Raw genomic sequence first — 26,233 nt, 5'->3', positions numbered from 1 at the left:
TAGACCTTTTTACAGTATAAATACCATATTGGGAATTAATAGAATAGGTAGAGTTATTAGCAGTGTTTAAAACTCTTCCTTATTAAAATAATTTATATAAATGCTATAAAGTTAACAATTATCTCATATTTTTTTGAAAAAAGTTTATAACCAACTAATGTAAGTGCAAATATAAAAATACATAAAAATACATAAAAATACAAAATAAATGAATAAATAAACAACTTGAACGGTAAACTTTATTGAATTTTCTAAAAATTCATGATATAGTCAATATAACAAGTGGATATTTATTCAAAATTATATTTAAATTAAATATAATTATATATTTTGCTTTTTATCACACATTAATAATTGTGAAATAATTATTAATAAATTATTAATGAATTACGCTTATAAGTATTTTCTTTACAAAAGAAAATACTTAAAGATAAATATTTAACTAACAAGGGGGACTATAGTTTATGAACGAGGGGAAAAAAATTAAAAAACCATCGCTGTTGGTATCAGTGATACCATTTGTTTGCTTAATTTGCTTTATGCTATTAGGTGTACTAGTCTTTGATTCAGCACCACAGATACCATTAGTTATATGCTGTGCTATAACTGCAATTATAGGGAAATTATTAGGACATAGCTGGGATGATATGGAAGCTTCAATGATAAAGACAAACTCCATGGCTATGCAAGCTAACTTTATTATTATGATAGTTGGTTGCTTAGTAGGATCTTGGATTGCTGGGGGAGTAGTCCCAGGAATGATTTTTTATGGACTTAAATTATTTACACCAACCATGTTCTTATTCTTACTTCCAATAATATGTGCTATCGTTTCTGTTTCAACGGGGAGTGCTTGGACTACAGCAGGAACTATGGGAACAGCAGCAATGGGAATAGGAGCAGGACTTGGAATACCTGCTGCTATAGTTGCAGGAGCAGTTGTTACAGGAGCTTCTTTTGGAGATAAGCTATCACCACTTTCAGATAGTACAAATCTGGCAGCAGGTGTAGCTGGAGTAAATGTATTTGATCATATAAGACATATGTTATATACAACGGTACCAAGCTTCATAATCGCTGTAATTCTATTTGCCATAATAGGTTTAGGGTTTAAGGATACAGCAGTTGCTGATACTAGTCAAATAAATGCTATTTTAGATACCATACAATCAAGCTTTAATATTAGTCCACTAATATTTATAGCTCCACTTTCAGTAGTTTTAATGATTATATTTAAAGTACCAGCAATACCAGGAATGTTGGGTGGAACTATTATAGGAGTTATATTTGCATTAGGACAAGGGCATACTATTTCAGGTATTGTACAATCATTATTCTACGGATTTGAGATAAGTTCAGGAAATGCTATGGTTGACTCGCTTCTTAATAGAGGAGGTATGCTTGGAATGATGGAAACTATTTCTTTAGTTATTTGTGCATTGTGTTTTGGTGGACTTGTAAAGCAAATAGGATGTTTAGATACAATAATAGCTAAAATTCTTACTTTTTGCCATAGTAGAGGAAGTATTGTTCTATCAAATATTATTAGTTGTATAGCTATGAACTTTATGGCTGCTGATCAATACATGGCCATAGTTATACCAGGTCAAATGTATAAACCAGTATATGAGAAGTTAAATCTACATCCTAAAAACCTTTCAAGAGTACTTGAAGATGCAGGAACTTTAACTTCAGGTTTAGTACCTTGGTCAACTTGTGGAGCAATATACTTTACTACTCTAGGAGTAAGCGCTTTTGCTTATGCACCATTCCATTTCTTGGGATTAATTAACCCTATTGTATCTGCAATCTACGGATATACAGGATTTGCAATGAAACCATTAGATGAAAGCAAGCCTATAGCTAAGGGATTATTAGCTGAGGATTTTATTAAAAAAGAAAATGATAAAGAAGTTGTAGCTTAAGGGGAGTATTGTGGAAATGGGAAGTCACGAGACTCAATGAATAAAAATAACTACTATACTTAAGATTTTTGACTGTACGGGTATAACATTATGCATAAATAAATTAAAGGCTTTCTGCAAAATAGTAGAAAGCCTTTAATTTATAGGAAATTTAAAATATATGTTGTTTATATTTGAAAGTAGTTTATATAACTTTAATTAGAATAAGAATATATATCTGAAAACTCAATCTTAAGTTTCTCAGATCTAGAGTCTACAACTTTATTATAAAAATAATTAACTTTAGCATCTTTAACAGAGATTATAGGTAAGTAAAATATAAATTCTGATCCTTTGTCTAGATTCTTGTTTGCCCATATTTCTCCACCATGAAGCTCAACAAAGGATTTTGCTAAAGTCAATCCTATTCCACTGCCTTCAGCTCTCCTTATGAATAAATTATCTGCCTGTTTAAATCTTTCAAATATAATGTCGTAGCTATCTGTCGGTATTCCTACACCATCATCCTTTACAGAAATATATAGTCTATTCTCATCCAAATTAGTTGTTAGTGTAATACATATGTTGCCATTAACTTCTGTATATTTTATGGAGTTAGAAATTAAATTTAAAATTACTTTTTGAATTTTTTCAGGATCACAATCTAGAAATACTTCTTCTTCATTAGTATCAAATATTATATTTTTACTCATTTTCTTTATATATTGGGAAACTGAGTCCACGATATCTTCAAAATAGGAAATAGCATTAATATTTTCTTTGTATAGCTTTATATTGTTGCTATCAACTTGTGTTACATCAATTAGGTTGTCAACTAATCTAAGAAGTCTATATGAGTTTTGTTTTATCATATTAAGACGATTATAGTAAATATTATTATTATCATTTACATTATTATAACGATTAAGCTCTAATTGAATGCTTGCTAATATTATATTTAAAGGAGTTTTAAATTCATGAGAAATATTTGCTAGAAAATCTGTTTTAAATTTCTCACATTTTACTTTTTCTTCTAAAGAGGCGACTTTTTCTTCAAGTTTTGAAAAGCTAGTTACATCTTTACCCGTAATAAATATTTCGTCTGTTTCTTGTTGGTGGTAATAATACCATTCAATTAATTTGAAAGAATTATTTTTGCATTTTACTTCACATATTCCACCATAAAATTTTTTGTTATAAGTATGCAAAATATCTTTGAAATTTACACTGTTATTTGTTGATTTTATCAGTGTCTTAATAGGAGTTTTTTTCAAATCATTAAAGTCCCATCCTAATATGAAAGGAATATTAGAACTTATTTTTTTTATATAACCCTTTGTATCTATAATTGTATATAAATCAACAGCTATATTAAGAAATCGACTTAATTCATTTTCTAGTTTAATCTTTTTTTGCAATTGATATGTTAATTGGTTGGATAAATAGATATTTTTAAGTAATAAAGCTAATCTTTTGGAAGTTCGCAACATATATTTAGCATTAGATTCTGTATCAAATGAATTATTATAGTATAAATTTAAAATACCTAGAAGTCTAGAGTTATTATAGACTATAGGAAGAACAATTATATAATTGTCTTTAAGGAAATACTTATAGCTTTGGCAAAAACCAGTATTACAAAAAAAGTCTTCACAGCTTTTTAAATGAGTAGGTGAATTCATTTTAGTAGAGATATTTATTAATTCATCTTTATAGAAATCGCTTATAGGAAAGGTAGTCTTATCTGATACGGTTTCAGTAATTCCTAAACACATTTTTTTTATTAATATCTTTTTAAAATCGTCATAGATCCATAGGCTTGTACCATTTATATCCATAGATTCATATATATCCACAAGATATTCATAGATTTCTTCATAGGAAACTTGTTCACGCTTTTCTTCACTCTCAGTAATAAGGTTACATAGTGTTTTATAATTATTATCTATAATAAAATTATTGTAGTATAGTTCATCTGTATTAATAACTTGCGCAATAGCTAAAAAGGAGTAACAGCTATTGTCGGAATTTATAATAGGAATTTTATGGGCTTGTAAAATAACTTCTCGGCCATTTATATATAAATATTCATTCATAATACTTTTTTTCTTTCTATTTATAACATTTAAATCATCTTTAATTACAAATTTAAAGCTTGAATAATCAAAAATATCAAGACCATTACTATGTAATAAAGTCTTTTTATCTTTTCCTAGAAGAGTGCATAATGAGTCATTAACTGCTAAATATTCTCCTCTTATATTTTTTATCCATATACAATCATCAAATTCATTTAAAATAGGGATTAATTCATTTATAGTTTCTTGATCTAGGTGTGTTTTGTTGAAAAGATTATTATACATAGCAATCACTCCTATTTAAGATTATAAATCATGTTAAATTATATAAATTATGTTTCAATTATATAATGAAACAAAGAAAAATGAAACAAAAATTACAAAAAAAGCCATAATGCGGGATGGATGTTATAAATAATATAAAATAAATTAAGTAATTCTATAAGTTAAGTTTAAAATTTAATTTGATTAAATAATATTTAAATTATTTATATAAACTTATATATTCACATCTTTTTTTGTGTTTCTCGAATGTGTTTTTTAGCTTTTAGATAGCATATTAATTCTATTTTGTCATCATAACTCCAAGAAGAGAAATCATTTATTAGAATTGATAATACCTCATCTAAATCATTGCATACTAAATTAGAGGGAGTTTTATCATCTTCTAATAAATAGGTTATAGGTACATCTAAAGCATTACAAAGTATCTTTAAAGTAGATATAGAAGGATTACTTCTATTGTGTTCAATATCACTTATAAAAGATATTGATAAATTTGTTTTAGCAGCTAATTCTTTTAAAGTTAATCCTTTAGATTTTCTAAGTTCTTTAAGTTTTTTTCTTGAATTCATATATATACCTCCAATAAAATACGTTATTTACGTACTTTTATAATAAAATTATAGTTTAAGTATTAGTATAAGTAAACGAACAAAAAGTATGTATAGACAGTAAAAAAACAATAAAACTATTGATTTTTTTACTGTATTAGCGTAAAATAGTGTTTGGGGTGATAGAGTGGAAGTAGGAAAAAAAATCAAATTTATTAGAAAATCAAAGAGCATAAATCAAAATAAATTGGCTCAATTATCTGGTATATCCAACACGTACTTATCTGATATTGAAAATTTAAGAACAGTGCCATTTCTAAAAACTCTAAATAGTTTGGCTATTGCACTTGAGGTTAGTTTGAAGGATTTCTTAGATTAAGAGTTAATATAAGCAAATGATAAGGGTAAGGTATAGGGGATAAACTAAAGAAAAAAATTATAAGATAAATAATTTATATATAAAAGTTTACATTAATTGAAAAAAAAGATTTGTTTACTACTGAAGAAAATATTTATATTCAAATAAAGTTACTTACATAACATAATTAACTAATGAAATATTACTACAATATATTTAAAAGGCAATCTAATATGAAATTATGGTTGTCTATTTTTATAGATGTACAGTGGCGTTATATACTAAAGTTTAAATCTTGGGTCTTATGATTTAGAAATATTGTATAAGTGTTTAAATCTTTAGGATAAAGTTATAATAGATTAAAATTATTATGTAAAATAATTACAAGAAAAATCATAATACTTTACCTAGAATGAGAGGAGCGCTAAAATTAATTTTTATGAAATTAGAAAAATATAAAAAAAATCTAATAGTATTATTTATATTGTTACTATTAGTTAGTATAATATTTGTTAAAGAAAAAAGTCAGTGTAAATTTATAAATATATGTTTAGTTATTATAATATTTATATTAGTAATAGAAAATAAAGCAATATCTAGAATAAATAAGGAGTTAAAGCTAATAAGTGAGAGAGATTTTTTGACTAATACATATAATAGAAGATTTATGCACTTGGAATTATTAAGAGCTCGTGAGAATAAAGAAATTATTACTTTTTTAATGGTAGATATAGATGATTTTAAATTATACAATGATAACTATGGACATGTTCAAGGAGATAAAATTTTAAAGGTAGTATCGGAGTCTTTGAGAGATATATTTAATGAGGATATAATTTGTAGATATGGAGGAGAGGAATTTTCTATAATATCTAGAATGAATAAAAAAGCAGTTGTTGAAAATGTAGAGAGATTTATGAAGCATCTTAGTGACCTTGATATTGTTCATGAATATTCACAAGTTAGTGATAGAATAACTGTCAGTATAGGAATAGAAAGTACCAAAATAGTTAATGAAGAAGATATGTATAATTTAGTAAAAGGGGCTGATGAAAAATTATATATATCTAAATCATTAGGAAAAAATACATATACATTATAAATTTAGGATTTAAGAAACTTAGCTACCTCAAATGACTAAAACTCATGTAGAGGTAGCTATTTTTATGTAATAGAATTATATAGTCTTTTTATGAGTTGTAATAATCTGGATTTGAAAGACGTATAGACAAGTATCTATATGAGAGATATAATAATGATACAAAATACTTACAAATAGAAGTTTAGGAGATAGAATTTTATGAAATATGATTATGCAGAATATGTTCAAATGTTTAAAGCATTGGCAGACGAGACTAGATTAAAAATTATTAATATGCTTACAGAGTCAGAGGAATTATGTGCATGTAAAATTCTTGAGAATTTTAATATTACTCAACCTACTTTATCTTATCATATGAAGATTTTAACAGATAGTGGATTGGTTCTTGGTAATAAGGATGGCTCTTGGATGAAGTATACATTGAATTCAGAAAGACTTACTGAATTAAGAAGTTTTTTAAATTCTAATAACTAAAAAATCTAAACATATTTATTTAAATTATTAATCTACAGGAGGGTAAATCATGGAGAAAAAAATTAATTTATACGTATTAACTGGATTTTTAGGTTCAGGTAAAACTACGGTACTTTTAAGACTATTAGATGCGTTAAAGGATAAAAGGGTTGGAGTTATACAAAATGAATTTGGTAAGCTGGGTATAGATGGTGCCATACTAAAAAGAGATAATATTGAGATGGTGGAGATTAATAGGGGATCTATCTTCTGCTCATGTTTAAAAATATCCTTTGCTCAGGCTTTAGCTGAAATGAGTAAACAGGGTTTAGAGTATGTATTTGTAGAGAGTTCTGGCTTAGCAGATCCATCCAATATAGAAGAGATATTTGAAGGTGTAAAGGTTTTATTGTCTGAAGCAACCTATGATTTAAAGGGAGTATTATGCTTAATCGATGTAGTGAATTTTATAGAACAATTAGAAGATTTAGAAACAGTTAATCGTCAATTAAAGCATTGCCATATGGCTATTATAAATAAGGTAGATTTAATTGAAGAAGAAGAGTTAAAGAATGTAATTAAGGAAGTTAGAGAGGTAAATCCTAAGTGTGATATAGAAACTTGTTCCTTTGGAGAGTTTGGCATAGACTTTTTAAATAAGGATCTATTAGTAAATCAGTGGGCTGAAGGAGAAGAGTCTACAAATACTGTGGAAAGTAAGCCGAAAAGCTTAACTATGAATTTTAGTAGTGTTGTAAGTAAAAATAAAATGGAGGAATTTTTAAATTCTATAAAGAAGTATAGTTATAGAATAAAAGGTTTCTTTAACTTAAACGATGGATGGCAACAAATAGATGTGGTAGGAAAGAATATAGATTATAAGCCATGTGAACCAAAGGAAGTTTCACAGCTAGTATTTATATCTAAAATAGGACCTAATATAATAAAGCCTATAATTAATAATTGGGATGAAATTGTAGGAGAAAAGATGGAACTTAAAAATTAAGATTTTAAATTTGAGGAGGGATTAATATGGAAATTAAGGTTCTAGGAGAAGGGTGCTCTAAATGTACTAAACTTTATGATAATACTTTGGCAGCTTTAAAGGAGTTAGGTATAGACGCAGATGTAACTAAGGTTGAATCCTTAGTGGATATTATTTCACTAGGAGTTATGACTACTCCAACCCTTATGGTAAATGGTAAACCAAAAGCCATGGGACAGGTTTTATCTACAAAACAAATAGTTAAAATTTTCAAAGAAGAGCTATAGGACATAGGCATAGGTAAGGCTATATATAAATATGGCATATCTATGCCTATGTTTTAAATGTATATAGGAATATTAAGTAAAAATTTTTAAAGAAACATATAGACGATTATCTATATTAAGTATATAATGAGGATATAGAAGGTTGTCTATATTTAAAAATTAAAAGTAAGGTAGTTAGGAGGAAATAATGGATATTATAGTTTTAATTTGGAATTTATTTCAAAATCAGGTATTGGGAATGAAGTGGTTAAATAAATTAATTGGAGAAGGATTATCCAATGTAGGTATTGATATTAGTAACAGGATAGGTGGAAGTTTACAGTTCTTTATTTATGATACAATAAAAATAATAATCCTACTGTCAGCCCTTATTTTTCTGGTTTCTTATATACAAAGTTACTTTCCACCAGAGCGAACTAAAAAAATCATAGGAAAATTTAAAGGGGTAAAGGCTAATATTATAGGGGCTTTACTTGGAACATTAACACCCTTTTGTTCTTGTTCATCTATACCACTATTCATAGGATTTACTAATGCTGGTCTTCCTGTGGGAGTTACTTTTTCTTTTTTAATATCATCGCCCTTAGTTGATATTGCAGCATTTTTACTTTTAACAAGTACATTTGGAATTAAGATTGCACTAGCTTATGTAGTTGTAGGAATAGTTCTTGCTGTAGCGGGAGGAACCATAATTGATAAACTAGGCATGGAGGAATACGTAGAAAAATATATTAAATCTAATAGTTCTGTAGATATTGAGTTACCTGAACTTTCAAATAAGGATAGAATAATTTTTGCCAAGGAGCAAATGCTGTTTACCTTAAAAAAGGTTTGGCTTTATGTACTAATAGGAGTTGGTATTGGAGCTATAATTCATAACTGGATTCCTACAGAAATTATTCAAACTATATTAGGAGATAACAATCCATTTTCAGTACTTTTAGCTACAGGTGTGGGAATACCTATGTATGCTGATATATTTGGAACTTTACCTGTGGCAGAGGCATTATTTTTTAAAGGGGTAGGTGTTGGAACTATATTATCCTTTATGATGAGTGTTACAGCCCTTTCATTACCATCTATTATAATGCTTAGAAAGGCAGTAAAGCCTAAATTATTAGCTACCTTTGTGGCAGTTGTTAGTATAGGAATTATAATTATTGGATATGTATTTAACTTATTTGGATATTTATTCATATAAATATATAAATTTATTAGAGTTATATTATTAAAAATTGGAGAAGTTACTATGAAAATTATTGTATTAGGGGCATGTTGCAAAAAAAGTGCACAAATGTTTGAAAACACTAAATTAGCAGTTAAAGAAATGAATTTAGGTGTAGAAGTAGAAAATACTGGAGATATTATGGAGATAGCAAGGTACAGGGTAATGCAAACACCAGCTTTAGTTGTAAATGATAAAGTTTTATCTTATGGTAAACTTTTATCACCAGAACAATATAGAAGAGATAATAAAAAAATCTATACAGTAATAAAAGCTTTAGTAAGTAGCTGGATATTAAATTTAGTTACTTATTTTTTATTTCAAAATATAAAGGTATGTTGAAATACATAGATGAAAATAAATATAATATATCAGATTAACTTAAATAAAGTGTGTTGACGCTATATAGATAATGGTCTATATTATAAATATAGACAATCATCTATGTAAGGAGGCGTTGAAATGAATTATGAAGAAAATGCAAAAATTATAAAGGCGTTATCTGATCCAAATAGATTAAAAATAGTAGACATATTATCCTGTGGTGAAAGATGTGCATGTGATATTCTAGAACATTTTGATTTTACTCAGCCAACCCTTTCACATCATATGAAGGTTTTGATGGATTGTGGTCTTGTGGAGAGTAGAAAGGATGGACTATGGAGTCATTATTCTTTAAACACAACTAATTGTAATAGATTAATATTATTTTTAATAAGTGTTACAACAGATACAGAGGAGTGTATTTGTAAAGAGAAAGAAAAGTGTAAATGTAAATAAATTTATAATATACATATATTCATATAAGTATTAAGGGTGGAGGAATTAATATGAAACCAAAGGTGGCATTTATATGTGTTCATAATTCTTGTAGATCTCAAATGGCGGAAGCCTTAGGAAAGCTATATAAAGGAGATGTTTTTGAAAGTTATTCTGCAGGGACAGAACTAAGACCTACAATAAATCAAGATGCAGTAAGAATAATAAATGAGCTATATCACATTGATATGAATGAGACTCATAAATCTAAACTGCTAGGAGATATACCAGAAGTAGATATAGTTATTAAAATGGGTTGTAATGTAGTATGTCCCATTTTACAAGGGAAACATATAGAGGATTGGGGATTAGATGATCCAACTGGAAAGTCAGATGAAGAATTTATTAGAACTGCTAAGATTATTGAAGAAAAAGTTAAGAATTTAGCTAAGAGAATAGAAAATAAGGAGATTAAATTATAGGAGGTTTAGCTTATGGGTAATAATAAAGAAAGTAGTGGAAAAGGATTAGGAGTATTTGAAAGATACTTAACCCTATGGGTTGCCCTTTGTATTGTAATAGGAATATTAGTTGGTCAATTTTTGCCTATTATACCTAATACACTAAATAAGTTTGAATATTATAATGTGTCAATACCAGTGGCTATACTTATATGGTTAATGATATATCCTATGATGTTAAAGATTGATTTTGGAAGTATAATTAACGCTACTAGAAAACCAAAGGGCCTTATAGTTACTTGTGTGACTAACTGGCTTATAAAGCCTTTCACAATGTATGCTATATCAGCTTTTTTCTTCTTTGTAGTTTTTAAGGAGATAATAGCACCAGAACTTGCTAAGGAGTATTTAGCTGGGGCTGTGCTTTTAGGAGCTGCTCCATGTACAGCTATGGTTTTTGTATGGAGTCACTTAACTAAGGGAGATCCTTCATATACTTTAGTTCAGGTAGCAGTCAATGACTTGATTATTTTAATTGCCTTTGCTCCTATTGTAGCTTTTTTACTAGGAGTTGGGGATGTAGCTGTACCTATTGAAACTCTTGTATTATCAACGGTTTTATTTGTAGTAATACCATTAGCTCTAGGATTTATAACTAGAATATTAATAATTAAAAATAGAGGAATAGATTATTTTAACAATGTATTTTTAAAGAAGTTTGATAATGTGACTATAATAGGATTATTACTAACTTTGATTATACTATTCTCCTTCCAAGGTGATACTATTTTAAATAATCCTCTTCATATAGTACTAATTGCAGTACCATTAATTATTCAAACATTCCTTATATTTGCAATAGCTTATCTGTGGGCAAAACTTTGGAAGTTGCCACATTCTATAGCAGCACCAGCAGGAATGATTGGAGCAAGTAACTTTTTTGAATTAGCAGTAGCTGTTGCTATATCATTATTTGGATTACAATCAGGAGCTGCATTAACTACGGTGGTAGGTGTATTAGTAGAGGTACCTGTTATGCTAACACTTGTTAGAATAGCTAATAATAGCAGAGGATGGTTTACTAAATGTAAGGAATAGCTTATTTTTCAAATCTTAATAAATAAGTAATAAATTTGTAAGCTTTAAGTAATAAATATTAAGCCCATTAGATTTAAAATAAGTATATGAACTTAAGGAGAGGATCTTATGGGAAAAAAGAAAAAGGTTAGAAAAGCAAGAAGAGCTATATTGAAATTACTAGTAATAGTTATATTAGGTATGTGCACTACAAATTATTTAATCAATAAATTTCATTTGAAATCAGCGGGATATTTTATTATTAATGATTATGATAAAGTAGTAGTAAATAAAAATTATGTTTTAACATCAGATTATAAGCCAAAGGATTTAGTTTCAGTAAATATAGAATTCTTACCAGAATCCACAGAAGAAGAAAGATATATGACAAAGGAATCTGCTAAGGCTGTAGAGGAGCTAGTTGATGCGGCTTTAAAGGATGGAGTATACTTATATGGTTTATCAGGCTATAGATCTTATGAAACACAAAAAAACTTATATGAATATAATGTGAAAACTCAAGGTGAATCCTATACAGATAAATATGTAGCAAAGCCTGGAGCAAGTGAGCATCAACTAGGAGAGGCTATGGATTTAGCAACTAGTTCTGGATGGATATCTGAAGGATGTCCAGAAGCTAATTGGATAGCTAATAATGCATATAAATATGGATTTATAGTAAGGTATGAGTCGGGAAAAGAAGACATAACAGGATATAATTATGAACCTTGGCATGTGAGATATGTGGGTAATGAAATGGCAGAAAAGATTTATAATGATAGAATAACATTAGAAGAATTTGCTGAAATTAATTAAATAATATATAAACAATTTTATAACATTGAAGAAGCCAAGTTATATAAGGTAATATAGCTTGGCTTTTGCATTTAACATTATATTATATATTTTATAACTTTATTATTAAATATAGAGTCAATTTCTGAACTAAAAAATTCTTTCATCTCTTCTAGCTGTTCTTTTGTATATACATATTTGCCATATCCAAATTGCCCATATTTATATTTTCTTTCTTCGTCAACCATAGGGAGTGTTGTTTCAGGAAAAACTTCTAAAATTATATTTTTAGCTCTAGGAGTATACCTATGAGATATTATTTCAAAGGTAACAGGAGTAGTTAAGTTTTCAGGAAGCTTATCCTTAAGGTTTAATAAAAGTTGTTTATAATCGTTTTTCCAACCTTCATAAAGAAATACTGGCGCAATAATAAAACCTATAGGATAACCAGCATTAGCCACCTTTATACTAGCTTCTATTCTTTTATCTATAGAAGCGGCTCTATTTTCAAAGTCACTGATTACTTTATCTGTATTTAAAGTAAATCTAATTTCTGTATGCCCCTTGTGATCTATATTTAATAGACTATCCACATCATTAAACTTTGTAACAAAACGAAATAGTCCATGATCGCTATTAGCAAAGAATTCTATAGCTTTTTTTAAACTATTAGTATAAGGTTCTATAGGTATAGGATCAGAGGTGGCAGAACCTTCAAATAAAGTTTTGGAAGGTAATCTTTCTTTAATATATTCATTTGCTTGATTTAGGATATCATCTATATTTACATTGATCTTTATATAAGGTTTATCGCCTAGATTTGTATTTAGATAGCAATACTGACAATGGGCAATACAACCAGACACTAGGGGTAACTGCCAATTAGCAGAGGGTTTACAGGATTGAAATTTACTTCCTTTTTTTATACCCACAACTAGGGTATTCTTACCTTCACGATAAAAGCTATACAAGTTTTCACCAGGAATTCGTTCTTTAATCTTATTAGAAGTTAATTTTATTATTTCTATATTTTTATTATCCTTAAAAGTGTTATAAATATTTTTGCCTATTTCATAATCCAAGGATCCTTTTTCAAATAATATTCTTTTAGGAATAAACATTTAGTTCTTTAGTAGAAGCAATGGACTTCAAACTAAAGGTCACCTCCTTTATATTTAATAGGAATATTCTTTACATATATTATAATATTATGTGTAATAGATGAATGTTTTAATTTAGATCATATGGTATAATGGGTATAATTTACAATGATGCATAAATAGTTATCTAAAGGTAATTAAAAAACATAGAAAAATAGTTTTATAATAAAGGGGGTCATATTATTGCATATTAAAACTTGGGTAAATGGATGGAAAAATTCTATAAAAGATTCAGTAAAAAGATTTCCTATACCCATATTTTTATCTATAGTTGCAGTTATAACTTTAATCTATATGGGAGAAAGTATTGGAAGTGACGAGGAATTAAGACGTGTTGTGATGACTTTAGTACTTGGTATTCCAGTATATATTTGTATTGAATTATATTTTGAAATAAGAAATAAATCTAATGAGAAGTTTAAATATTTAATTTATATTATTGCAACTATTTGTTTAGTAGTCTACGGATATTTTTGTCTTGAAGATTTAAATATGGTTGAGATAACTAGATATGTTGGTCTTATTATTATATTTTCTACAGGGTTCTTTTTCACTCCATATATTGGGGATAGTGGAAAAAGTGGAAATTTCGAGATGTATGTAATAAAGGTTTTAGGAAGATTTTTTACAACAGTCTTATATTCTATAGTTTTATATTTAGGATTAGTAGCAATATTATTTACCGTAGATTATCTTTTAGGAATAGAAGTTAAATATGAGATATATTATTATACATGGCTTATAGTTGTAGGAGTTTTTGCACAGTGCTTCTTTCTTGGAGGAATCCCAGAAAAGGAAGAAGTTATAAAGGTTGAAAAGTATCCAAAGGTATTTAAGATATTAATGATTCATATAATTATACCATTAATTTCCATATACACAATAATCTTATATATATATTTTGCTAAGATAATTATTACTAGACAGTGGCCTGAGGGATTAGTTTCTCATTTAGTATTATGGTATGGAGTAATATCAGCAGGAACCTTGTTTTTAACTTCACCAGTAAAGGAAAATAGTCCTTGGGTAAGCAAGTTTGTAAAGGTGTTTCCAAAAGCAATACTTCCTCTTATAGTACTTATGTTTGTTTCTATGGGAATAAGAGTTAATGCCTATGGAATAACTGAAAATAGATATTTTGTTTTAGCACTAGGGATTTGGGTCTTTGGAATAATGATATACTACTCAATAATTAAGAAAGTAAAAAATATTATACTCCCAATATCTTTTGCTATAATTACTTTTATATCAATTTGTGGACCTTTGAGTAGTTATAGTTTATCTAAGTATAGTCAAAATAAAAGATTTGAAAAGTTCCTTATAAAAAATAATATGATTGAAAATGGTAAAATAGTTAAAGCTATAGAGCCAGTTTCTAAAGATGATCAAATAGAGCTCAATAGTATTTTGGATTATTTTAATAGAAAACATGAATTAAAGGATATTAAATATTTGCCAGAAAATTTTACTATAAGTGATACAGAGAGGGTACTAGGAATAACTTATTCTAATTTTAATTATGAAAGTAGATATGAACATTTTTATTTTACAAGTGAAGAAATATCAGAGCCTATAGAAATAAAGGACTATGATTACCTTTTCAACATTATAAGTTATCAAAGTGCTGATAATAAGAATTCTTATGGAATTACAGTTGACTATAATAAAGCATCTAATGAACTTAAGATATTAGAAAAAGGTAAACAGATATATAATAAAAATTTAAATGAGTATTTTAATAAGATAATAGATAAATATGGTGTTAATAAAACAAACTCCATACCTGTAGAAGATATGCAATTTGAAGATGAAACAGATAAAGTTAAAGTCAAAATAAAAATTGATAACTTTTCTGGCCGTAAGGATTTAAATTATGACCATATAGAGTCTACAGAAATTCAATTTTCCGTATTGGTAAAGATAAAGTAGAAAATCAATAAATTTATGTAAGAATAATTTGCCTACTAAATTGAAACAATAATACAAAAATAAACTTTAGGAGGCGTTTTTATGACTAAATTAAAATGTGATGCATGTAGTTGTGCATATAATAATGATTATTATTGTTGTATTGATTCTATTCAAGTAGGTGGAAGAGAAGCTACTCATAAATCATCTACTTGTTGTGATAGCTTTGCAGAGAAAAGTGGAGCTATGTCAAACAGTAATCAAACACCTAATCCAGAAATGATAGTAGGGTGTGAAGCTACTAATTGTGTTTACAATGAAAATCATGAATGTGATGCTTCAGAAATTTCTATTTCTGGAGATCATGCATGTAAACCTAGAGAAACAGAGTGTGCTACATTTCATTGTAAATAAAAATACTATAAGTAAATACAATAAGTCAAGATAAAGAATAAGCTACTACTATGAAAGTTTCTGATTAAATTCAGTTAAATTTTATAGTAGTAGCTTTTTACGTATATTAGTATTTAAACAGTGGAACATATATATAAGAAAAAAAGAGATATTGTAATAATTTGCCCATTGATATATGATTAGGTAAAGATGATTAACATTAAATTGAAAAATATAAAATATTTTTACAATAATTTATAGGATAAATTAAGGAGGAATGGGTTTGAAAAAGGAAATTAAAGATTACATTATAATAACTTTTGGATTAGTTTTAATAGCTATAGGTATTCATTTTTTCCTAGTCCCACACAACTTAGCAGCTGGGGGACTAACAGGGCTTGCTATGGTAATAAACCATTACATTCCTAGCCTCAGTATTGGTGTTATAATGTTTATAGGAAATATATTTTTCTTTGTCATAGGTTTTATTTTTATTGGAAAGGCTTTTGGAACAAAAACCATATATTCTAGTCTTATGCTTTCAGTAATAATATCTATTTTAGAAAAAATAGTACCTATTAATAAGCCTATTTCACAGGATATACTTATAAATTTAATTTTTGGTATACTAATCGGAGCTATAGGTATGGCTATAGTGTTTAATAGGAATGCATCAACAGGAGGAACGGATATACCTGCTAAAATATTAAACAAATATGTTCATCTAGAAATAGGAAAAGGGCTTTTAATTATAGATTTTATTATAACCTTACTTGCAGTGATAGCCTTTGGAGCTACTACAGGAATGTATGCTTTACTTGGAGTTATAATAAATGGCTCCATGGTAGACTTTGTTATAGATGGACTTAATATAACTAAAAGGATAGAAATAATGAGCTCTAAAACTGAAGAAATAAGAAAATTTATTATTGAAGAGCTAGGTAGAAGTGCTACTATTTATCGAGCTGTAGGAGCATATAACTTAGAAAAAAGCGATGTTTTGGTAACCGTAATGGGTAAAAAAGAGTTTATTAAGCTTAGAAATTTTATAAAAGAAGTGGATCCACACGCTTTCATTATAACTCATAATGTCCATGAGGTATTAGGGGAAGGCTTTGGCAATATATTAGAATAGTTATATAATCAGTAAATTTCAGTTAAGAGATTTACTGATTTTTTATTATATTTCTACTATACAGTGAAAAGTAGGTGAATTTTAATTATTTTCGATATAAGAGTTGGTATAAATATTGAAAATATATAAAAGTTATCATATTATGTATGTAATTAGATTTTAATACATATTATATTAATGATAAAAGGGGTATTTAGGGGGATGTATAAAGATAAATATTATTCATTAGCCTTAGAATTTCACCAGGGTAGCTTTGGAGCGTATACTATAGACAGTAGTGGGGTAAATGGGGAATATGAAACTTATACCATAGAAGAAGGAAATCCTTGCTTATTTTCTAATTTATTTAATCTAACAGAAATACCGAATAGTTTTATAGATTTTAAGTCTTCAGCACAAGATAAGAAGGCTAAAAAAATATTATCATCTTCAACGCTAATGCATAACATTATTTTTTATAATGGATATGAAGAAGAATATTACACAAATTTAAAGCCTATGGATGCCTTTGATGGGTTAATATTTATTAGAGATACTAATGCTATAAGTAAATTAAAATAAATGATTAAACAAAAAAATAGATGTACAGCTTGTACATCTATTTTTTATTTGAATTAGTCTTGAACTGGAGCACCAACTGGGCATGCACTAGCACAAGCACCACATTCGATACAAGAATCAGCATCGATAACGTATAATCCATCTCCTGCACTTATGCAGCTTACTGGGCATTCAGCTTCGCAAGCACCACATGAGATACAAGTATCTGCTATTTTATAAGCCATGAAAAAAACCCCCTTTACTATTAAATCATGATTATCATACCATATTATGATATAATAATAAAGAGTAAATATATTTAAATATATTAAAATACATAAGAAATAAATAAGTTTTATAGTTAATAAATGAATTAATTAAAGTAAATGTAAAATATATTAACATTTATTTAAATTAATTCATTTTATAGATATAGAACTAGTGTTATAAAAGAACAAATGTTAAAATAACTACAATAGAAGTTAAAGAAATTTTATGAGGTATGAAAATGAAACTAAATGGAAAAGTGGTAGTAATTACAGGAGGAACAAGAGGTATTGGTAAGGGAATAGCTTTAGAATTTGCTAAAGAAGGAGCAACATTAGTGCTTAACTATTTTAATGATGATGAAAGCGCTAAGGAGACTTTAAATGAAATTAGGTCTATGGGAAACTATTGTATTTTATTTAAAGGAGATGTAAGTAATTATAACTTTTCTAAGGAATTAATAGAGTATACCATAGAGAAATTGGGAAAAGTAGATGTATTAGTAAATAATGCAGCTGTTTCTAAAATAGGATTATTTATGGATGAGTCGGAAGAAGATTTTGATAAAATTATGTCTGTAAATTTTAAGTCAGTATTTAATACTACAAACTCTGTAGTTAATCATATGATTTCAAAACAAGAAGGTAGCATAATTAATATATCATCAGTTTGGGGAGGTGAAGGAGCTGCCTGTGAAGTTTTATATTCTGCATCAAAGGGAGCTATAAATTCTTTTACAAAGGCTTTAGCTAAGGAACTGGCATTAAGTAATATAAGAGTAAATGCCATAGCACCAGGTGTTATTGAAACTAAGATGAACATGTGGATGCAAGAGGAAGAAAGATTAGAATTAACAGAGGAAATACCCATGGGGAGATTTGGAAGTGTTTTAGAAGTGGGAAGAGCTGCTGTTTTTTTAGCTAGTAAGGATAGTAGCTATATTACGGGAGAAATACTAAATGTAAATGGTGGCTTTTAAATTTAACATTTAAAATAGGTAATAAATGTTCCAATTGCATATTATAATGATAATTAAATTCATACATATAGAAAGGAATTAGAATTTATGAATAGTGTTGAGATGAAAACATTAATAAAAGTTATATTTGTATGTGTACTTTTATTTATATTTTCCCCATTGATTTTTGGAGTTTTAGGAATTGTATTTAAAGGAATCTTATGGCTTATTCTAGGGATTGTAATTATAATTACTCTTAGTATAATGTATTTAAAATATAAGGTTAAAAAGGAAACAAATAAATTTTATTCTTCTCAAGAAAATGTAAGACCACAAGGTAGCCATAGTGACAATGTAACTTCAGAATCAGAATCCTATATAGACTATAGTGATTCTACAATTGTAGATGTGGAAGAGTATGAAGAAAGTGATAGTAAGGAAGAATAATTAAAGATAAAACTTTAATACATGATAAAATAAATAATTAATAACAAGAAGCACCGATAATAATTTATTTTACTATTGGTGCTTTTGTACATTAGAGGTGGATATAATGAAGAAAATATTATTAATTGAAGATGAAGAACATATAAGAAAATTTGTAAAGATAAGCCTTAAGAGAGAGGGGTTTGAGGTAGTAGAAGCAGAAACCGGAGAGCTTGGTATTGAAGAAGTTGCAAAGGAGAGTCCTGATATTGTAATACTTGATATAATGCTTCCTGGAATTGATGGATATAAAGTGTGTGAAATTTTAAAGAAAAATTATCCACAGATGGGAATAATAATGCTGACAGCAAGGGCACAAGATGGGGATAAAATTATGGGATTGGAATTTGGAGCCGACCATTATATTATAAAGCCATTTAATCCTTTAGAGCTTATAGCTATTATCAAATCATTACATAGAAGAATGGAACTAGGAAATAGTCTTAAGAGCAAGGAAATTATATCTGGAGCTTTTAAAATAGATTTAGATAGTAAGGTATTATACAAAGATGAAGAAGAGATAGTATTAACACCTAAGGAATATATGCTTATGAAGATATTTATGGAGAATCCTAATAAAGCATTTAGTAGAGATGAACTTCTCGATATGGTATGGGGCTATAATTATATAGGAGAAAATAAAATTATTGATGTAAATATAAGACGTATTAGAAGTAAGATTGAAGGTAATTCATCTAAACCTAAATATATTGAAACTGTATGGGGAACAGGATATAAGTGGAGGGAAGACTAAGTGAAATCCATAAAAACTAAAATATCTAGTAGCAATATAATTGTTATAGTTATAACTGTTTTAATAGTTCAAATCATGATTTACATAGCTGTAAAAGGATACTACTATAGTAATCTAAAGGATACTATATATGGACAAATTAAGATATCATCAGATTTTTATAATACATATATGTCCTCAAATACTGTAAAAGAAAATATCTTTAATGATAATGATACCTTTTGGAGTAATACGGACTGTAGAGTTCAAATAATAGACTTAGAAGGCAATGTTATTATGGACTCTTTGGGATATATCTCTAAGGAGAAAATATTAACTAAAGAGGTTAAGTCAGCATTTGTTGGTAATACACAGGGAGAAGCTACAACATATCAAAATGCAAATAAAAATGAGAAAATTATAAGTGTGGCATATCCACTTCTTTTTGATAAAGATGTGGATGGCGTATTGAGATTTAGTGCTTCTACTGAAGGTATAGATAAAAGTATAAGAGAAATATTATTTATAATAATTCTCTTGGGAGTGTTAGTAATTTTCATTTCTTCTACTATAAGCTTATTTATTTCTAATAGCATAATGAAGCCTTTAAAACTAGTTTGTGTAGGAGCTGAAAAAATGGCTAAGGGTAACTTCAATGAGAGTATACCTAATTATTCTAAAGATGAGATAGGAAGTTTAGCTGATACTCTAAACTATATGTCTGAGGAGATACTAAAAAACGAAAGGCTAAAGAATGAATTTATATCATCGGTATCCCATGAACTTAGAACACCTCTAACTTCAATTAAGGGGTGGGCAATTGTACTAGAGTCCTCAGATTTAGAGGATAAAGAAGAAGTAAGAGAAGGTTTAAAAATTATAGAATCAGAGGTTGAAAGATTAACTTATTTAGTAGAAGAATTATTGGATTTTTCAAAGTTAATTTCAGGTAAGATTACTTTAAGAAAAGAAGTATTAAATATAAGTGAGTTTACTCAAGATATATTAAGACAATTAGGGCCTAAATTACTGTCTAGAGGAATAGAAGTAGTATTTGAAGACCTACAGGTTAAACCTATAGAAGTTGACAAAAATAGAATGAAACAAGTTTTAATAAATATTTTAGATAATGCTATAAAATTTTCACCTAATGACTCGAAAATAATAATTAGTGTAATGGAGGATAATAAATATTTAACTATATCAATTAAAGATCATGGTTATGGAATTTCCAAAGAAGATTTACCTCATGTAAAAGAAAAGTTTTATAAGGGAAGAAATATAAATGCAAGTAATGGTATAGGACTTTCCATATGTGATGAGATCATAACTCAGCATGAGGGAATTCTAGAAATAAAGAGTGGACTACAAAAGGGGACAGAGGTTATTATAATGTTACCTAAAGGAGAAATGGAATGAAAAGATTATTAAGCATAATGGTAACTTTTGTGTTAGCAATTGTCCTTACGGGATGTAATAAATTTAATATAGAAGTAAGAAAACCTAATAGTGATCCTATTCTAAATGGACAATGGAAGGTTCAAAGCTATGTAGGAGTTACAGAGGATGAAGTAGAGAATTGTAATTTAGTAGGCAGCATAGTTAGTTTTAGTAATAAAGAAGTATATATGTTTGATAAAGCATATAAGAAAATAACCTATAAAGCAAAGGTAGTAGATGGCAAAGAATACATTTATAATACTATAGGATTTATACCTGACTATCTAAAGGATAGCAAAGATATAGAGGTAGTTACTATATCTTCTGAGAATATATATTTAAAGGAAGTTATGGTTGTAGATGGAGGAATATTAATAATACAAGATGATGTTCTACTCTATCTTGAGAAGATAGATGATAATCCTATGAGTAATATTAAGCAGAAAGTAGACAGGGAAGAAGTAGTAAGTGACGAAAAAATTAGTAGTGGAGTATTAATAGGACTTAAAGATAAAACAGATGAAGGCTTTAGTTATAGAACTCTTTGGATAGCCTATGATGGAGAAAAAATATCTAGCCAAGAGGTGCCCTTTTTACTTCTGCCACGCACAAATGGATTTTTTAAGGTTCTAGTTAATAGAACTAATAATGAAATGAGCTATAAAGATAATATAGAATTTATATTTTTAAATTCTAGCCCTTCTGAAAAGCAATCTACTATAAAAGTGGATAAGGAATCAAATATAAGTATATCAAAGGAAATAACCTTCATAGGAAATGATTATATAAGTATTAGAACTAAAGAAGAAGGTGAGGGAGATAAGTTAGAAAACTTAGGAACCTATTTAATTGATACTATGAATACAGCTGGAAAAGGAGCTGTATCCCTAGGAAATATTAGTGAACAGAGAAATATAACCAAATTTAATAATGAATCACAGGGGCTTTTTATAGAGAATATAAATACATTTACTAATGTTTCTATTAAGAGAAATCAAGGTAGGTGGGGATTTTATACTATAAATAGTAATAAGGATAATGAAAGTAGTAAAAATAATATAGATATACCTTTGAAGGTGTCAAAAAATGTGGCTAGGTATGATAGACTATTTACATCATGGCAAGGGATAAAAAATCAAGTACCGTCGGCAGTAGATGCTATATCATCTCCTAATAAGAATATGGCTATTATAAAAACAAAATCAAGTTTATATGCATATAAAATAGTGGATGGAAAGATGAGTGAATCACCAGAGCTAACAATTTCTTTGAATGATGATGAAGAGATAGTTATGGCAGAATGGGCCATGGCAGAATATGTAGGATTTTGGACAGAACAAGTGAATTCATTACTTAAGTCAAGTAAATAGTGTAGTATATAAACCAAGTAAAAGCCAGGCAATAATTTGCCTGGCTTTTTAGTTATCTTATATAATTTTAGCTACATCCAGTGGTTGTTCCACAATCTTGGCAAACCTTACATGTACCATTTCTCACTAAGTTTGTGCTTGAACAGTTTGAACAAACCTCAGAGTAAATACGCTCACCTTTGATTTCTGATTTTCCATGTCCAATAGAAGTAGTGGATACTTCATTGTGTTGGATTGTGGCTTTTACCACATCCTCTGGATTAGGCTTAATTTGGCAACGAGAATAGTCACCAAGCTCAATATCTATAACCTTACTAATTAAGTCAGAGATAGAGCTAACATGCTTAATATAAGGATGTTTTTGAACAAATCCATAAGGCTCATATTTTTGACCTCTAAGCATTTTAGCGATATCTGCTGCAGGAACATGATATTGCAGCATTACAGAAATAGATTTAGAAAGAGAATTCAATAGTCCAGTTATTATAGTTCCTTCTCTATCAGTTGTTATATAGATTTCAGAAATTTCTCCATTTGTTCTTCTATTAACTGTAGTATATATTTTGACATCATCTATTTGAGCAGGATGAGTAGTCCCAAATCTAATACCAATAGGTTTTTCACGAGTAAATACAGTAGATGCAGGACCTTGTTTTTGTAGTTCTTTAGCTTTAGATAAAAGCTCTTGATAAGTAAGTTTTTCTAAATCTGCATCATTTTCTTCTTCTAAAACTGTATTTAAAGGTTGACTAGCTTTGCATCCATCTCTATATAGAGATATTCCTTTTACTCCAAGGTTCCAAGAATCAAGAACAACCTTTTTAAAGTCATCTACAGTAGCTGTTTTAGGTAGGTTTACTGTCTTAGAAACTGAACCAGATATCAGAGGTGTGATGGCAGCCATCATTAGAACGTGTCCCATAGGCTTAATATATCTCTCACCACTTCCACATTTGTTTGCTGTATCAAAAATGTGAAGATGTTCTTCTTTAAGATGAGGAGCTCCTTCAATCTTACCATCTATAATTTTTTCATACTCATATCCATTTTCATTAATCATTTCTTTTCTAAGAATATAATCTACTATGTCTTTAATTTCATCTTGTGAATATCCAAGATTATCAAGAGCATCTTCTATAATTGGATTTACTATAGTCATAAATCCACCACCAGATAATTTTTTATACACAAAGTGGGAGAAGTATGGCTCAATGGAAGTGGCGCCACAATCCATAGCAAAAGAAATTGTTCCAGTTGGAGCTATTACAGATACTTGAGCATTTCTATATCCAAACTTTTCACCATACTCTACAGCTTCTTGCCAAAGAGTTTTTAAAAGTTCAGAAAGCTCAGCATTACCTTCTGCCTTAAGAATTTCATGATTAACTTTCACAGGGGTATAGTGAAGGTCTTCGTATTCACTATCTATAGCTCCTGCAACCCTTCCATGGTTTCTTATTACTCTAAGCATTGCATCTTTATTAATATCATATTTTTCGAATGGTCCTACTTTTTCAGCCATAAGGGCAGAAGTAACATAAGAAGCTCCAGTAAGCACTCCTATTAGAGAAGCTGTTAATTGTCTAGCTTCTTCTGAATCGTAAGCATAACCCATTACCATAAGCAGAGAGGCTAAGTTTGCAATTCCCAGACCTGTTGTTCTGAACATATATGTTTTTCTTGCAATATCTTCTGTTGGGAATTGACCCCAGTGAACAGAGGATTCAAGCATAAGTTGTAGTAAAGATACCATATGAACATATCCATCTAAATCAAATACTTTACTGTCTTTGTTATAGAATTTATATATGTTAATTGAAGCTAAGTTACAAGATGTATCATCTAAGAAAGCATATTCACCACATGGATTAGTAGAATTTAATCTATTATGCTTTGCACCGAAGTGTCCATCTTCACCGCCAGGACATGTATGCCAAGCATTGAAGGTGTCATCAAATTGAGGTGCTGGGTCAGCACATTGCCATGAAGCTAAGTTGAATTCATCCCATAACTCACTGACTTTAACATCTTTATTAATTTTTTCATCTATTCTTCCCTTTAAAGTTATTACTTCATCTGGGTTTTCAGATAGATTTTCAACTTTTTTCATAAATTCATCGCTGAATCTTATAGAGTTATTACCGTTTTGACCAGATACAGTTTCATAAGCCTCCCCTTCAAAGGAAGCATCATATCCCATCTTACCTAAAGCACGTACCTTATCTTCTTCTCTAGCCTTCCAGTTTATAAATTCTCTAATTTCTGGGTGATCTATATCAAGGCAAACCATTTTAGCTGCACGTCTTGTAGTTCCACCAGATTTTATAGTTCCAGCGTTTCTATCAAAGCCCTTTAAAAAGCTCATAACTCCTGAAGAAATTCCACCAGCTGAAAGCTTCTCGTCTTTAGCTCTAAGAGTTGAGTAGTTGGTTCCACATCCTGAGCCACCTTTAAATAGTTTAGTTTCAGTTACATATTGCTCAGAAATTGAGTGAGGTCCTAGAAGTTTATCTTGTATAGATAAAATAAAGCAAGCAGAAGCTTGAGTTCTAGTATAGTTATCTACACTTTTAATAACTTTTTTTAAGTTCTCATCATAATAAAAATGACCTTGATGTTCACCAGTTATACCATAAGAAAGCTTTAATCCAGTATTAAACCATTGGGGTGAGTTTGGTGCATACATTTGATTTAAGAAACAATAAACTAATTCATCATATAGTATTGTAAACTCCTCATCAGTAGTTATTAAATCTTCATCCTTTAGAGATTCACACCAAAAATTAACTAATCTATGTGCCACCATTTTAAGACTATTTTCATAACCTAATTCATTAGGTACTAGAGCTCTTTTGAAATATTTAGAAGCAATTATATCACAAGCATTTTGTGAATAGTGAATTGGAAATTCTAAGTCCTTCATATCAACAAGAATTGTACCTTTTTTATAGTCTTTTAAAATTACATCAACTTTTTTCCACTGGAATAAATCGTATACTGTCAAATCTTTATTAGTCTCTAACTCTTTTGTGTAGTATCTTTTTACTATATTGCTAATACTCTTCATTATAAAAGCTAATCACATTGTTATGATTAGCAAGTCACCCCCTAAATACTCCATATACTATATATTGTGTTCGAAATGTGCTTCAGCACTATATGTTGTATTATATTATAAAAAAATTTTTCATACAACTATTGAAATTTCCATTAAACTGTGCTTGTTGATACCTGAAACTAGCCTTAAATTAAGTAGATTTCAGTACCTTAACCACTTTAACTGATTACCTAATAAAATTTTATGACAAAGTTATAAAATTTATTACAATTTAATATAATTTCATAATACATATAAAAAAATAAATACATAATTCAGTAATTACTTGATGAATAATAGAAAAAAATAAAATATTACACAATAGACTTTTAAATTATGGTATCATTACTTTATATAAAAAGATAATAATTATTGTTAAGTTCATATAAATTTATAAATTATATTTTTATATAATTTTAGGGGATTTTA

Annotated in this window: 26 protein-coding genes; 21 read left to right on the top strand and 5 right to left on the bottom strand. The window is 28.5% G+C overall.

The genetic code is table 11. The features are described 5' to 3' along the window. The first annotated feature begins 464 nt into the window (after positions 1-464). Positions 465-1,925: a Na+/H+ antiporter NhaC gene (gene nhaC / locus ABDZ93_RS14470; protein WP_343827155.1), complete on the top strand. Its 1,461-nt coding sequence runs from the start codon at positions 465-467 to the stop codon at positions 1,923-1,925. Between the two features lie 194 nt (positions 1,926-2,119). On the opposite strand, the gene ABDZ93_RS14465 is transcribed toward nhaC, so the two are convergent. Then, a complete protein-coding gene (locus ABDZ93_RS14465; RefSeq protein WP_343827154.1) occupies positions 2,120-4,267 on the bottom strand; it encodes a PAS domain-containing sensor histidine kinase in 2,148 nt (715 codons plus the stop codon). Positions 4,268-4,488: 221 nt separating this feature from the next. Next, complete coding sequence (locus ABDZ93_RS14460; RefSeq protein WP_343827153.1) at positions 4,489-4,836, bottom strand: helix-turn-helix domain-containing protein; 348 nt, start codon at positions 4,834-4,836, stop codon at positions 4,489-4,491. Between the two features lie 166 nt (positions 4,837-5,002). Between ABDZ93_RS14460 and ABDZ93_RS14455 the strand changes: the two genes are divergently transcribed. The 11 genes from ABDZ93_RS14455 (at position 5,003) to ABDZ93_RS14405 (ending at position 12,338) form a co-directional block, all read left to right on the top strand. Next, entirely contained in the window at positions 5,003-5,194 is a 192-nt protein-coding gene (locus ABDZ93_RS14455; RefSeq protein ID WP_343827152.1) for a helix-turn-helix domain-containing protein, read from the top strand. A gap of 418 nt (positions 5,195-5,612) precedes the next feature. Beyond that, on the top strand, positions 5,613-6,275 hold the full coding sequence (locus tag ABDZ93_RS14450; RefSeq protein ID WP_343827151.1) for a GGDEF domain-containing protein: 663 nt from the start codon (positions 5,613-5,615) through the stop codon (positions 6,273-6,275). A gap of 198 nt (positions 6,276-6,473) precedes the next feature. Beyond that, positions 6,474-6,749, top strand: coding sequence for an ArsR/SmtB family transcription factor (locus tag ABDZ93_RS14445; protein WP_343827150.1), 276 nt, complete (start codon positions 6,474-6,476; stop codon positions 6,747-6,749). A 49-nt stretch (positions 6,750-6,798) separates the two neighbouring features. Further along, complete coding sequence (locus ABDZ93_RS14440) at positions 6,799-7,734, top strand: CobW family GTP-binding protein (RefSeq protein ID WP_343827149.1); 936 nt, start codon at positions 6,799-6,801, stop codon at positions 7,732-7,734. 26 nt (positions 7,735-7,760) lie between these two features. After that, positions 7,761-8,000, top strand: a complete 240-nt coding sequence (locus tag ABDZ93_RS14435; protein WP_343827148.1) for a thioredoxin family protein — start codon at positions 7,761-7,763, stop codon at positions 7,998-8,000. Positions 8,001-8,187: 187 nt separating this feature from the next. After that, positions 8,188-9,201 (top strand): permease, encoded by a 1,014-nt coding sequence (locus tag ABDZ93_RS14430; RefSeq protein ID WP_343827146.1) that lies wholly within the window; start codon positions 8,188-8,190, stop codon positions 9,199-9,201. A gap of 48 nt (positions 9,202-9,249) precedes the next feature. Beyond that, complete coding sequence (locus tag ABDZ93_RS14425; protein WP_343827145.1) at positions 9,250-9,567, top strand: thioredoxin family protein; 318 nt, start codon at positions 9,250-9,252, stop codon at positions 9,565-9,567. Between the two features lie 120 nt (positions 9,568-9,687). Then, complete coding sequence (locus tag ABDZ93_RS14420; RefSeq protein ID WP_343827144.1) at positions 9,688-10,005, top strand: ArsR/SmtB family transcription factor; 318 nt, start codon at positions 9,688-9,690, stop codon at positions 10,003-10,005. Positions 10,006-10,055: 50 nt separating this feature from the next. Next, positions 10,056-10,466 carry an arsenate reductase ArsC gene (locus ABDZ93_RS14415; protein WP_343827143.1) on the top strand — a complete coding sequence of 137 codons (411 nt, stop codon included), beginning with the start codon at positions 10,056-10,058 and terminating at the stop codon, positions 10,464-10,466. A 12-nt stretch (positions 10,467-10,478) separates the two neighbouring features. Continuing rightward, entirely contained in the window at positions 10,479-11,543 is a 1,065-nt protein-coding gene (gene arsB, locus ABDZ93_RS14410) for an ACR3 family arsenite efflux transporter (protein ID WP_343827142.1), read from the top strand. Positions 11,544-11,651: 108 nt separating this feature from the next. Continuing rightward, a complete protein-coding gene (locus tag ABDZ93_RS14405) occupies positions 11,652-12,338 on the top strand; it encodes a M15 family metallopeptidase (protein WP_343827141.1) in 687 nt (228 codons plus the stop codon). Positions 12,339-12,415: 77 nt separating this feature from the next. Here ABDZ93_RS14405 and splB read toward each other — a convergent pair whose 3' ends face one another. Next, entirely contained in the window at positions 12,416-13,438 is a 1,023-nt protein-coding gene (splB, locus tag ABDZ93_RS14400) for a spore photoproduct lyase (protein ID WP_343827140.1), read from the bottom strand. A gap of 222 nt (positions 13,439-13,660) precedes the next feature. Here splB and ABDZ93_RS14395 point away from each other — a divergent pair, with 222 nt between their 5' ends. From ABDZ93_RS14395 to ABDZ93_RS14380, 4 genes are all read left to right on the top strand, one after another. Next, on the top strand, positions 13,661-15,406 hold the full coding sequence (locus ABDZ93_RS14395) for a DUF4153 domain-containing protein (RefSeq protein WP_343827139.1): 1,746 nt from the start codon (positions 13,661-13,663) through the stop codon (positions 15,404-15,406). An 81-nt stretch (positions 15,407-15,487) separates the two neighbouring features. Continuing rightward, positions 15,488-15,799, top strand: a complete 312-nt coding sequence (locus ABDZ93_RS14390) for a DUF1540 domain-containing protein (RefSeq protein WP_343827138.1) — start codon at positions 15,488-15,490, stop codon at positions 15,797-15,799. Between the two features lie 256 nt (positions 15,800-16,055). Continuing rightward, positions 16,056-16,913, top strand: a complete 858-nt coding sequence (locus ABDZ93_RS14385; protein WP_343827137.1) for a YitT family protein — start codon at positions 16,056-16,058, stop codon at positions 16,911-16,913. 201 nt (positions 16,914-17,114) lie between these two features. Beyond that, complete coding sequence (locus ABDZ93_RS14380; RefSeq protein WP_343827136.1) at positions 17,115-17,474, top strand: erythromycin esterase family protein; 360 nt, start codon at positions 17,115-17,117, stop codon at positions 17,472-17,474. A 53-nt stretch (positions 17,475-17,527) separates the two neighbouring features. On the opposite strand, the gene ABDZ93_RS14375 is transcribed toward ABDZ93_RS14380, so the two are convergent. Then, positions 17,528-17,698 carry a DUF362 domain-containing protein gene (locus ABDZ93_RS14375; RefSeq protein ID WP_343827135.1) on the bottom strand — a complete coding sequence of 57 codons (171 nt, stop codon included), beginning with the start codon at positions 17,696-17,698 and terminating at the stop codon, positions 17,528-17,530. Between the two features lie 263 nt (positions 17,699-17,961). Between ABDZ93_RS14375 and ymfI the strand changes: the two genes are divergently transcribed. From ymfI to ABDZ93_RS14350, 5 genes are all read left to right on the top strand, one after another. Next, the gene (gene ymfI / locus ABDZ93_RS14370) at positions 17,962-18,699 is read left to right on the top strand and encodes an elongation factor P 5-aminopentanone reductase (protein WP_343827134.1); all 738 of its coding nucleotides are present in this window, start codon (positions 17,962-17,964) and stop codon (positions 18,697-18,699) included. Between the two features lie 87 nt (positions 18,700-18,786). Next, complete coding sequence (locus tag ABDZ93_RS14365; RefSeq protein WP_343827133.1) at positions 18,787-19,125, top strand: hypothetical protein; 339 nt, start codon at positions 18,787-18,789, stop codon at positions 19,123-19,125. Between the two features lie 106 nt (positions 19,126-19,231). Further along, on the top strand, positions 19,232-19,918 hold the full coding sequence (locus ABDZ93_RS14360) for a response regulator transcription factor (protein ID WP_343827131.1): 687 nt from the start codon (positions 19,232-19,234) through the stop codon (positions 19,916-19,918). Further along, positions 19,919-21,316 carry a sensor histidine kinase gene (locus tag ABDZ93_RS14355; RefSeq protein WP_343827130.1) on the top strand — a complete coding sequence of 466 codons (1,398 nt, stop codon included), beginning with the start codon at positions 19,919-19,921 and terminating at the stop codon, positions 21,314-21,316. It abuts the gene before it with no gap. After that, on the top strand, positions 21,313-22,707 hold the full coding sequence (locus ABDZ93_RS14350; RefSeq protein WP_343827129.1) for a hypothetical protein: 1,395 nt from the start codon (positions 21,313-21,315) through the stop codon (positions 22,705-22,707). The genes ABDZ93_RS14355 and ABDZ93_RS14350 overlap by 4 nt, the downstream gene beginning before the upstream one ends. A gap of 67 nt (positions 22,708-22,774) precedes the next feature. Here the strand turns inward: ABDZ93_RS14350 and ABDZ93_RS14345 are convergent, their stop codons facing one another. After that, entirely contained in the window at positions 22,775-25,774 is a 3,000-nt protein-coding gene (locus ABDZ93_RS14345) for a vitamin B12-dependent ribonucleotide reductase (RefSeq protein WP_343827128.1), read from the bottom strand. Positions 25,775-26,233: the final 459 nt, after the last annotated feature.

It is taken from the genome of Clostridium subterminale (assembly GCF_039521425.1).
In the GTDB taxonomy this organism is placed as follows: Bacteria; Bacillota; Clostridia; order Clostridiales; family Clostridiaceae; genus Clostridium_J; species Clostridium_J subterminale.
Note: the sequence above shows the minus strand (reverse complement) of the source record. Positions and strands in the feature narration are given on the sequence as shown.

Bases quoted from the DNA above. Each gene is read 5' to 3' on its own strand.
- ABDZ93_RS14345 (WP_343827128.1), bottom strand. From the start codon at position 25,774: ATGAAGAGTATTAGCAATATAGTAAAAAGATACTACACAAAAGAGTTA.
- ABDZ93_RS14360 (WP_343827131.1), top strand. From the start codon at position 19,232: ATGAAGAAAATATTATTAATTGAAGATGAAGAACATATAAGAAAATTT.
- ABDZ93_RS14425 (WP_343827145.1), top strand. From the start codon at position 9,250: ATGAAAATTATTGTATTAGGGGCATGTTGCAAAAAAAGTGCACAAATG.
- splB (WP_343827140.1), bottom strand. From the start codon at position 13,438: ATGTTTATTCCTAAAAGAATATTATTTGAAAAAGGATCCTTGGATTAT.
- ABDZ93_RS14350 (WP_343827129.1), top strand. From the start codon at position 21,313: ATGAAAAGATTATTAAGCATAATGGTAACTTTTGTGTTAGCAATTGTC.
- ABDZ93_RS14450 (WP_343827151.1), top strand. From the start codon at position 5,613: ATGAAATTAGAAAAATATAAAAAAAATCTAATAGTATTATTTATATTG.
- ABDZ93_RS14405 (WP_343827141.1), top strand. From the start codon at position 11,652: ATGGGAAAAAAGAAAAAGGTTAGAAAAGCAAGAAGAGCTATATTGAAA.
- nhaC (WP_343827155.1), top strand. From the start codon at position 465: ATGAACGAGGGGAAAAAAATTAAAAAACCATCGCTGTTGGTATCAGTG.
- ABDZ93_RS14440 (WP_343827149.1), top strand. From the start codon at position 6,799: ATGGAGAAAAAAATTAATTTATACGTATTAACTGGATTTTTAGGTTCA.
- arsB (WP_343827142.1), top strand. From the start codon at position 10,479: ATGGGTAATAATAAAGAAAGTAGTGGAAAAGGATTAGGAGTATTTGAA.
- ABDZ93_RS14435 (WP_343827148.1), top strand. From the start codon at position 7,761: ATGGAAATTAAGGTTCTAGGAGAAGGGTGCTCTAAATGTACTAAACTT.
- ABDZ93_RS14375 (WP_343827135.1), bottom strand. From the start codon at position 17,698: ATGGCTTATAAAATAGCAGATACTTGTATCTCATGTGGTGCTTGCGAA.
- ABDZ93_RS14420 (WP_343827144.1), top strand. From the start codon at position 9,688: ATGAATTATGAAGAAAATGCAAAAATTATAAAGGCGTTATCTGATCCA.
- ABDZ93_RS14390 (WP_343827138.1), top strand. From the start codon at position 15,488: ATGACTAAATTAAAATGTGATGCATGTAGTTGTGCATATAATAATGAT.
- ABDZ93_RS14445 (WP_343827150.1), top strand. From the start codon at position 6,474: ATGAAATATGATTATGCAGAATATGTTCAAATGTTTAAAGCATTGGCA.
- ABDZ93_RS14415 (WP_343827143.1), top strand. From the start codon at position 10,056: ATGAAACCAAAGGTGGCATTTATATGTGTTCATAATTCTTGTAGATCT.
- ABDZ93_RS14380 (WP_343827136.1), top strand. From the start codon at position 17,115: ATGTATAAAGATAAATATTATTCATTAGCCTTAGAATTTCACCAGGGT.
- ABDZ93_RS14460 (WP_343827153.1), bottom strand. From the start codon at position 4,836: ATGAATTCAAGAAAAAAACTTAAAGAACTTAGAAAATCTAAAGGATTA.
- ABDZ93_RS14365 (WP_343827133.1), top strand. From the start codon at position 18,787: ATGAATAGTGTTGAGATGAAAACATTAATAAAAGTTATATTTGTATGT.
- ABDZ93_RS14465 (WP_343827154.1), bottom strand. From the start codon at position 4,267: ATGTATAATAATCTTTTCAACAAAACACACCTAGATCAAGAAACTATA.
- ABDZ93_RS14430 (WP_343827146.1), top strand. From the start codon at position 8,188: ATGGATATTATAGTTTTAATTTGGAATTTATTTCAAAATCAGGTATTG.
- ABDZ93_RS14385 (WP_343827137.1), top strand. From the start codon at position 16,056: ATGGGTTTGAAAAAGGAAATTAAAGATTACATTATAATAACTTTTGGA.
- ymfI (WP_343827134.1), top strand. From the start codon at position 17,962: ATGAAACTAAATGGAAAAGTGGTAGTAATTACAGGAGGAACAAGAGGT.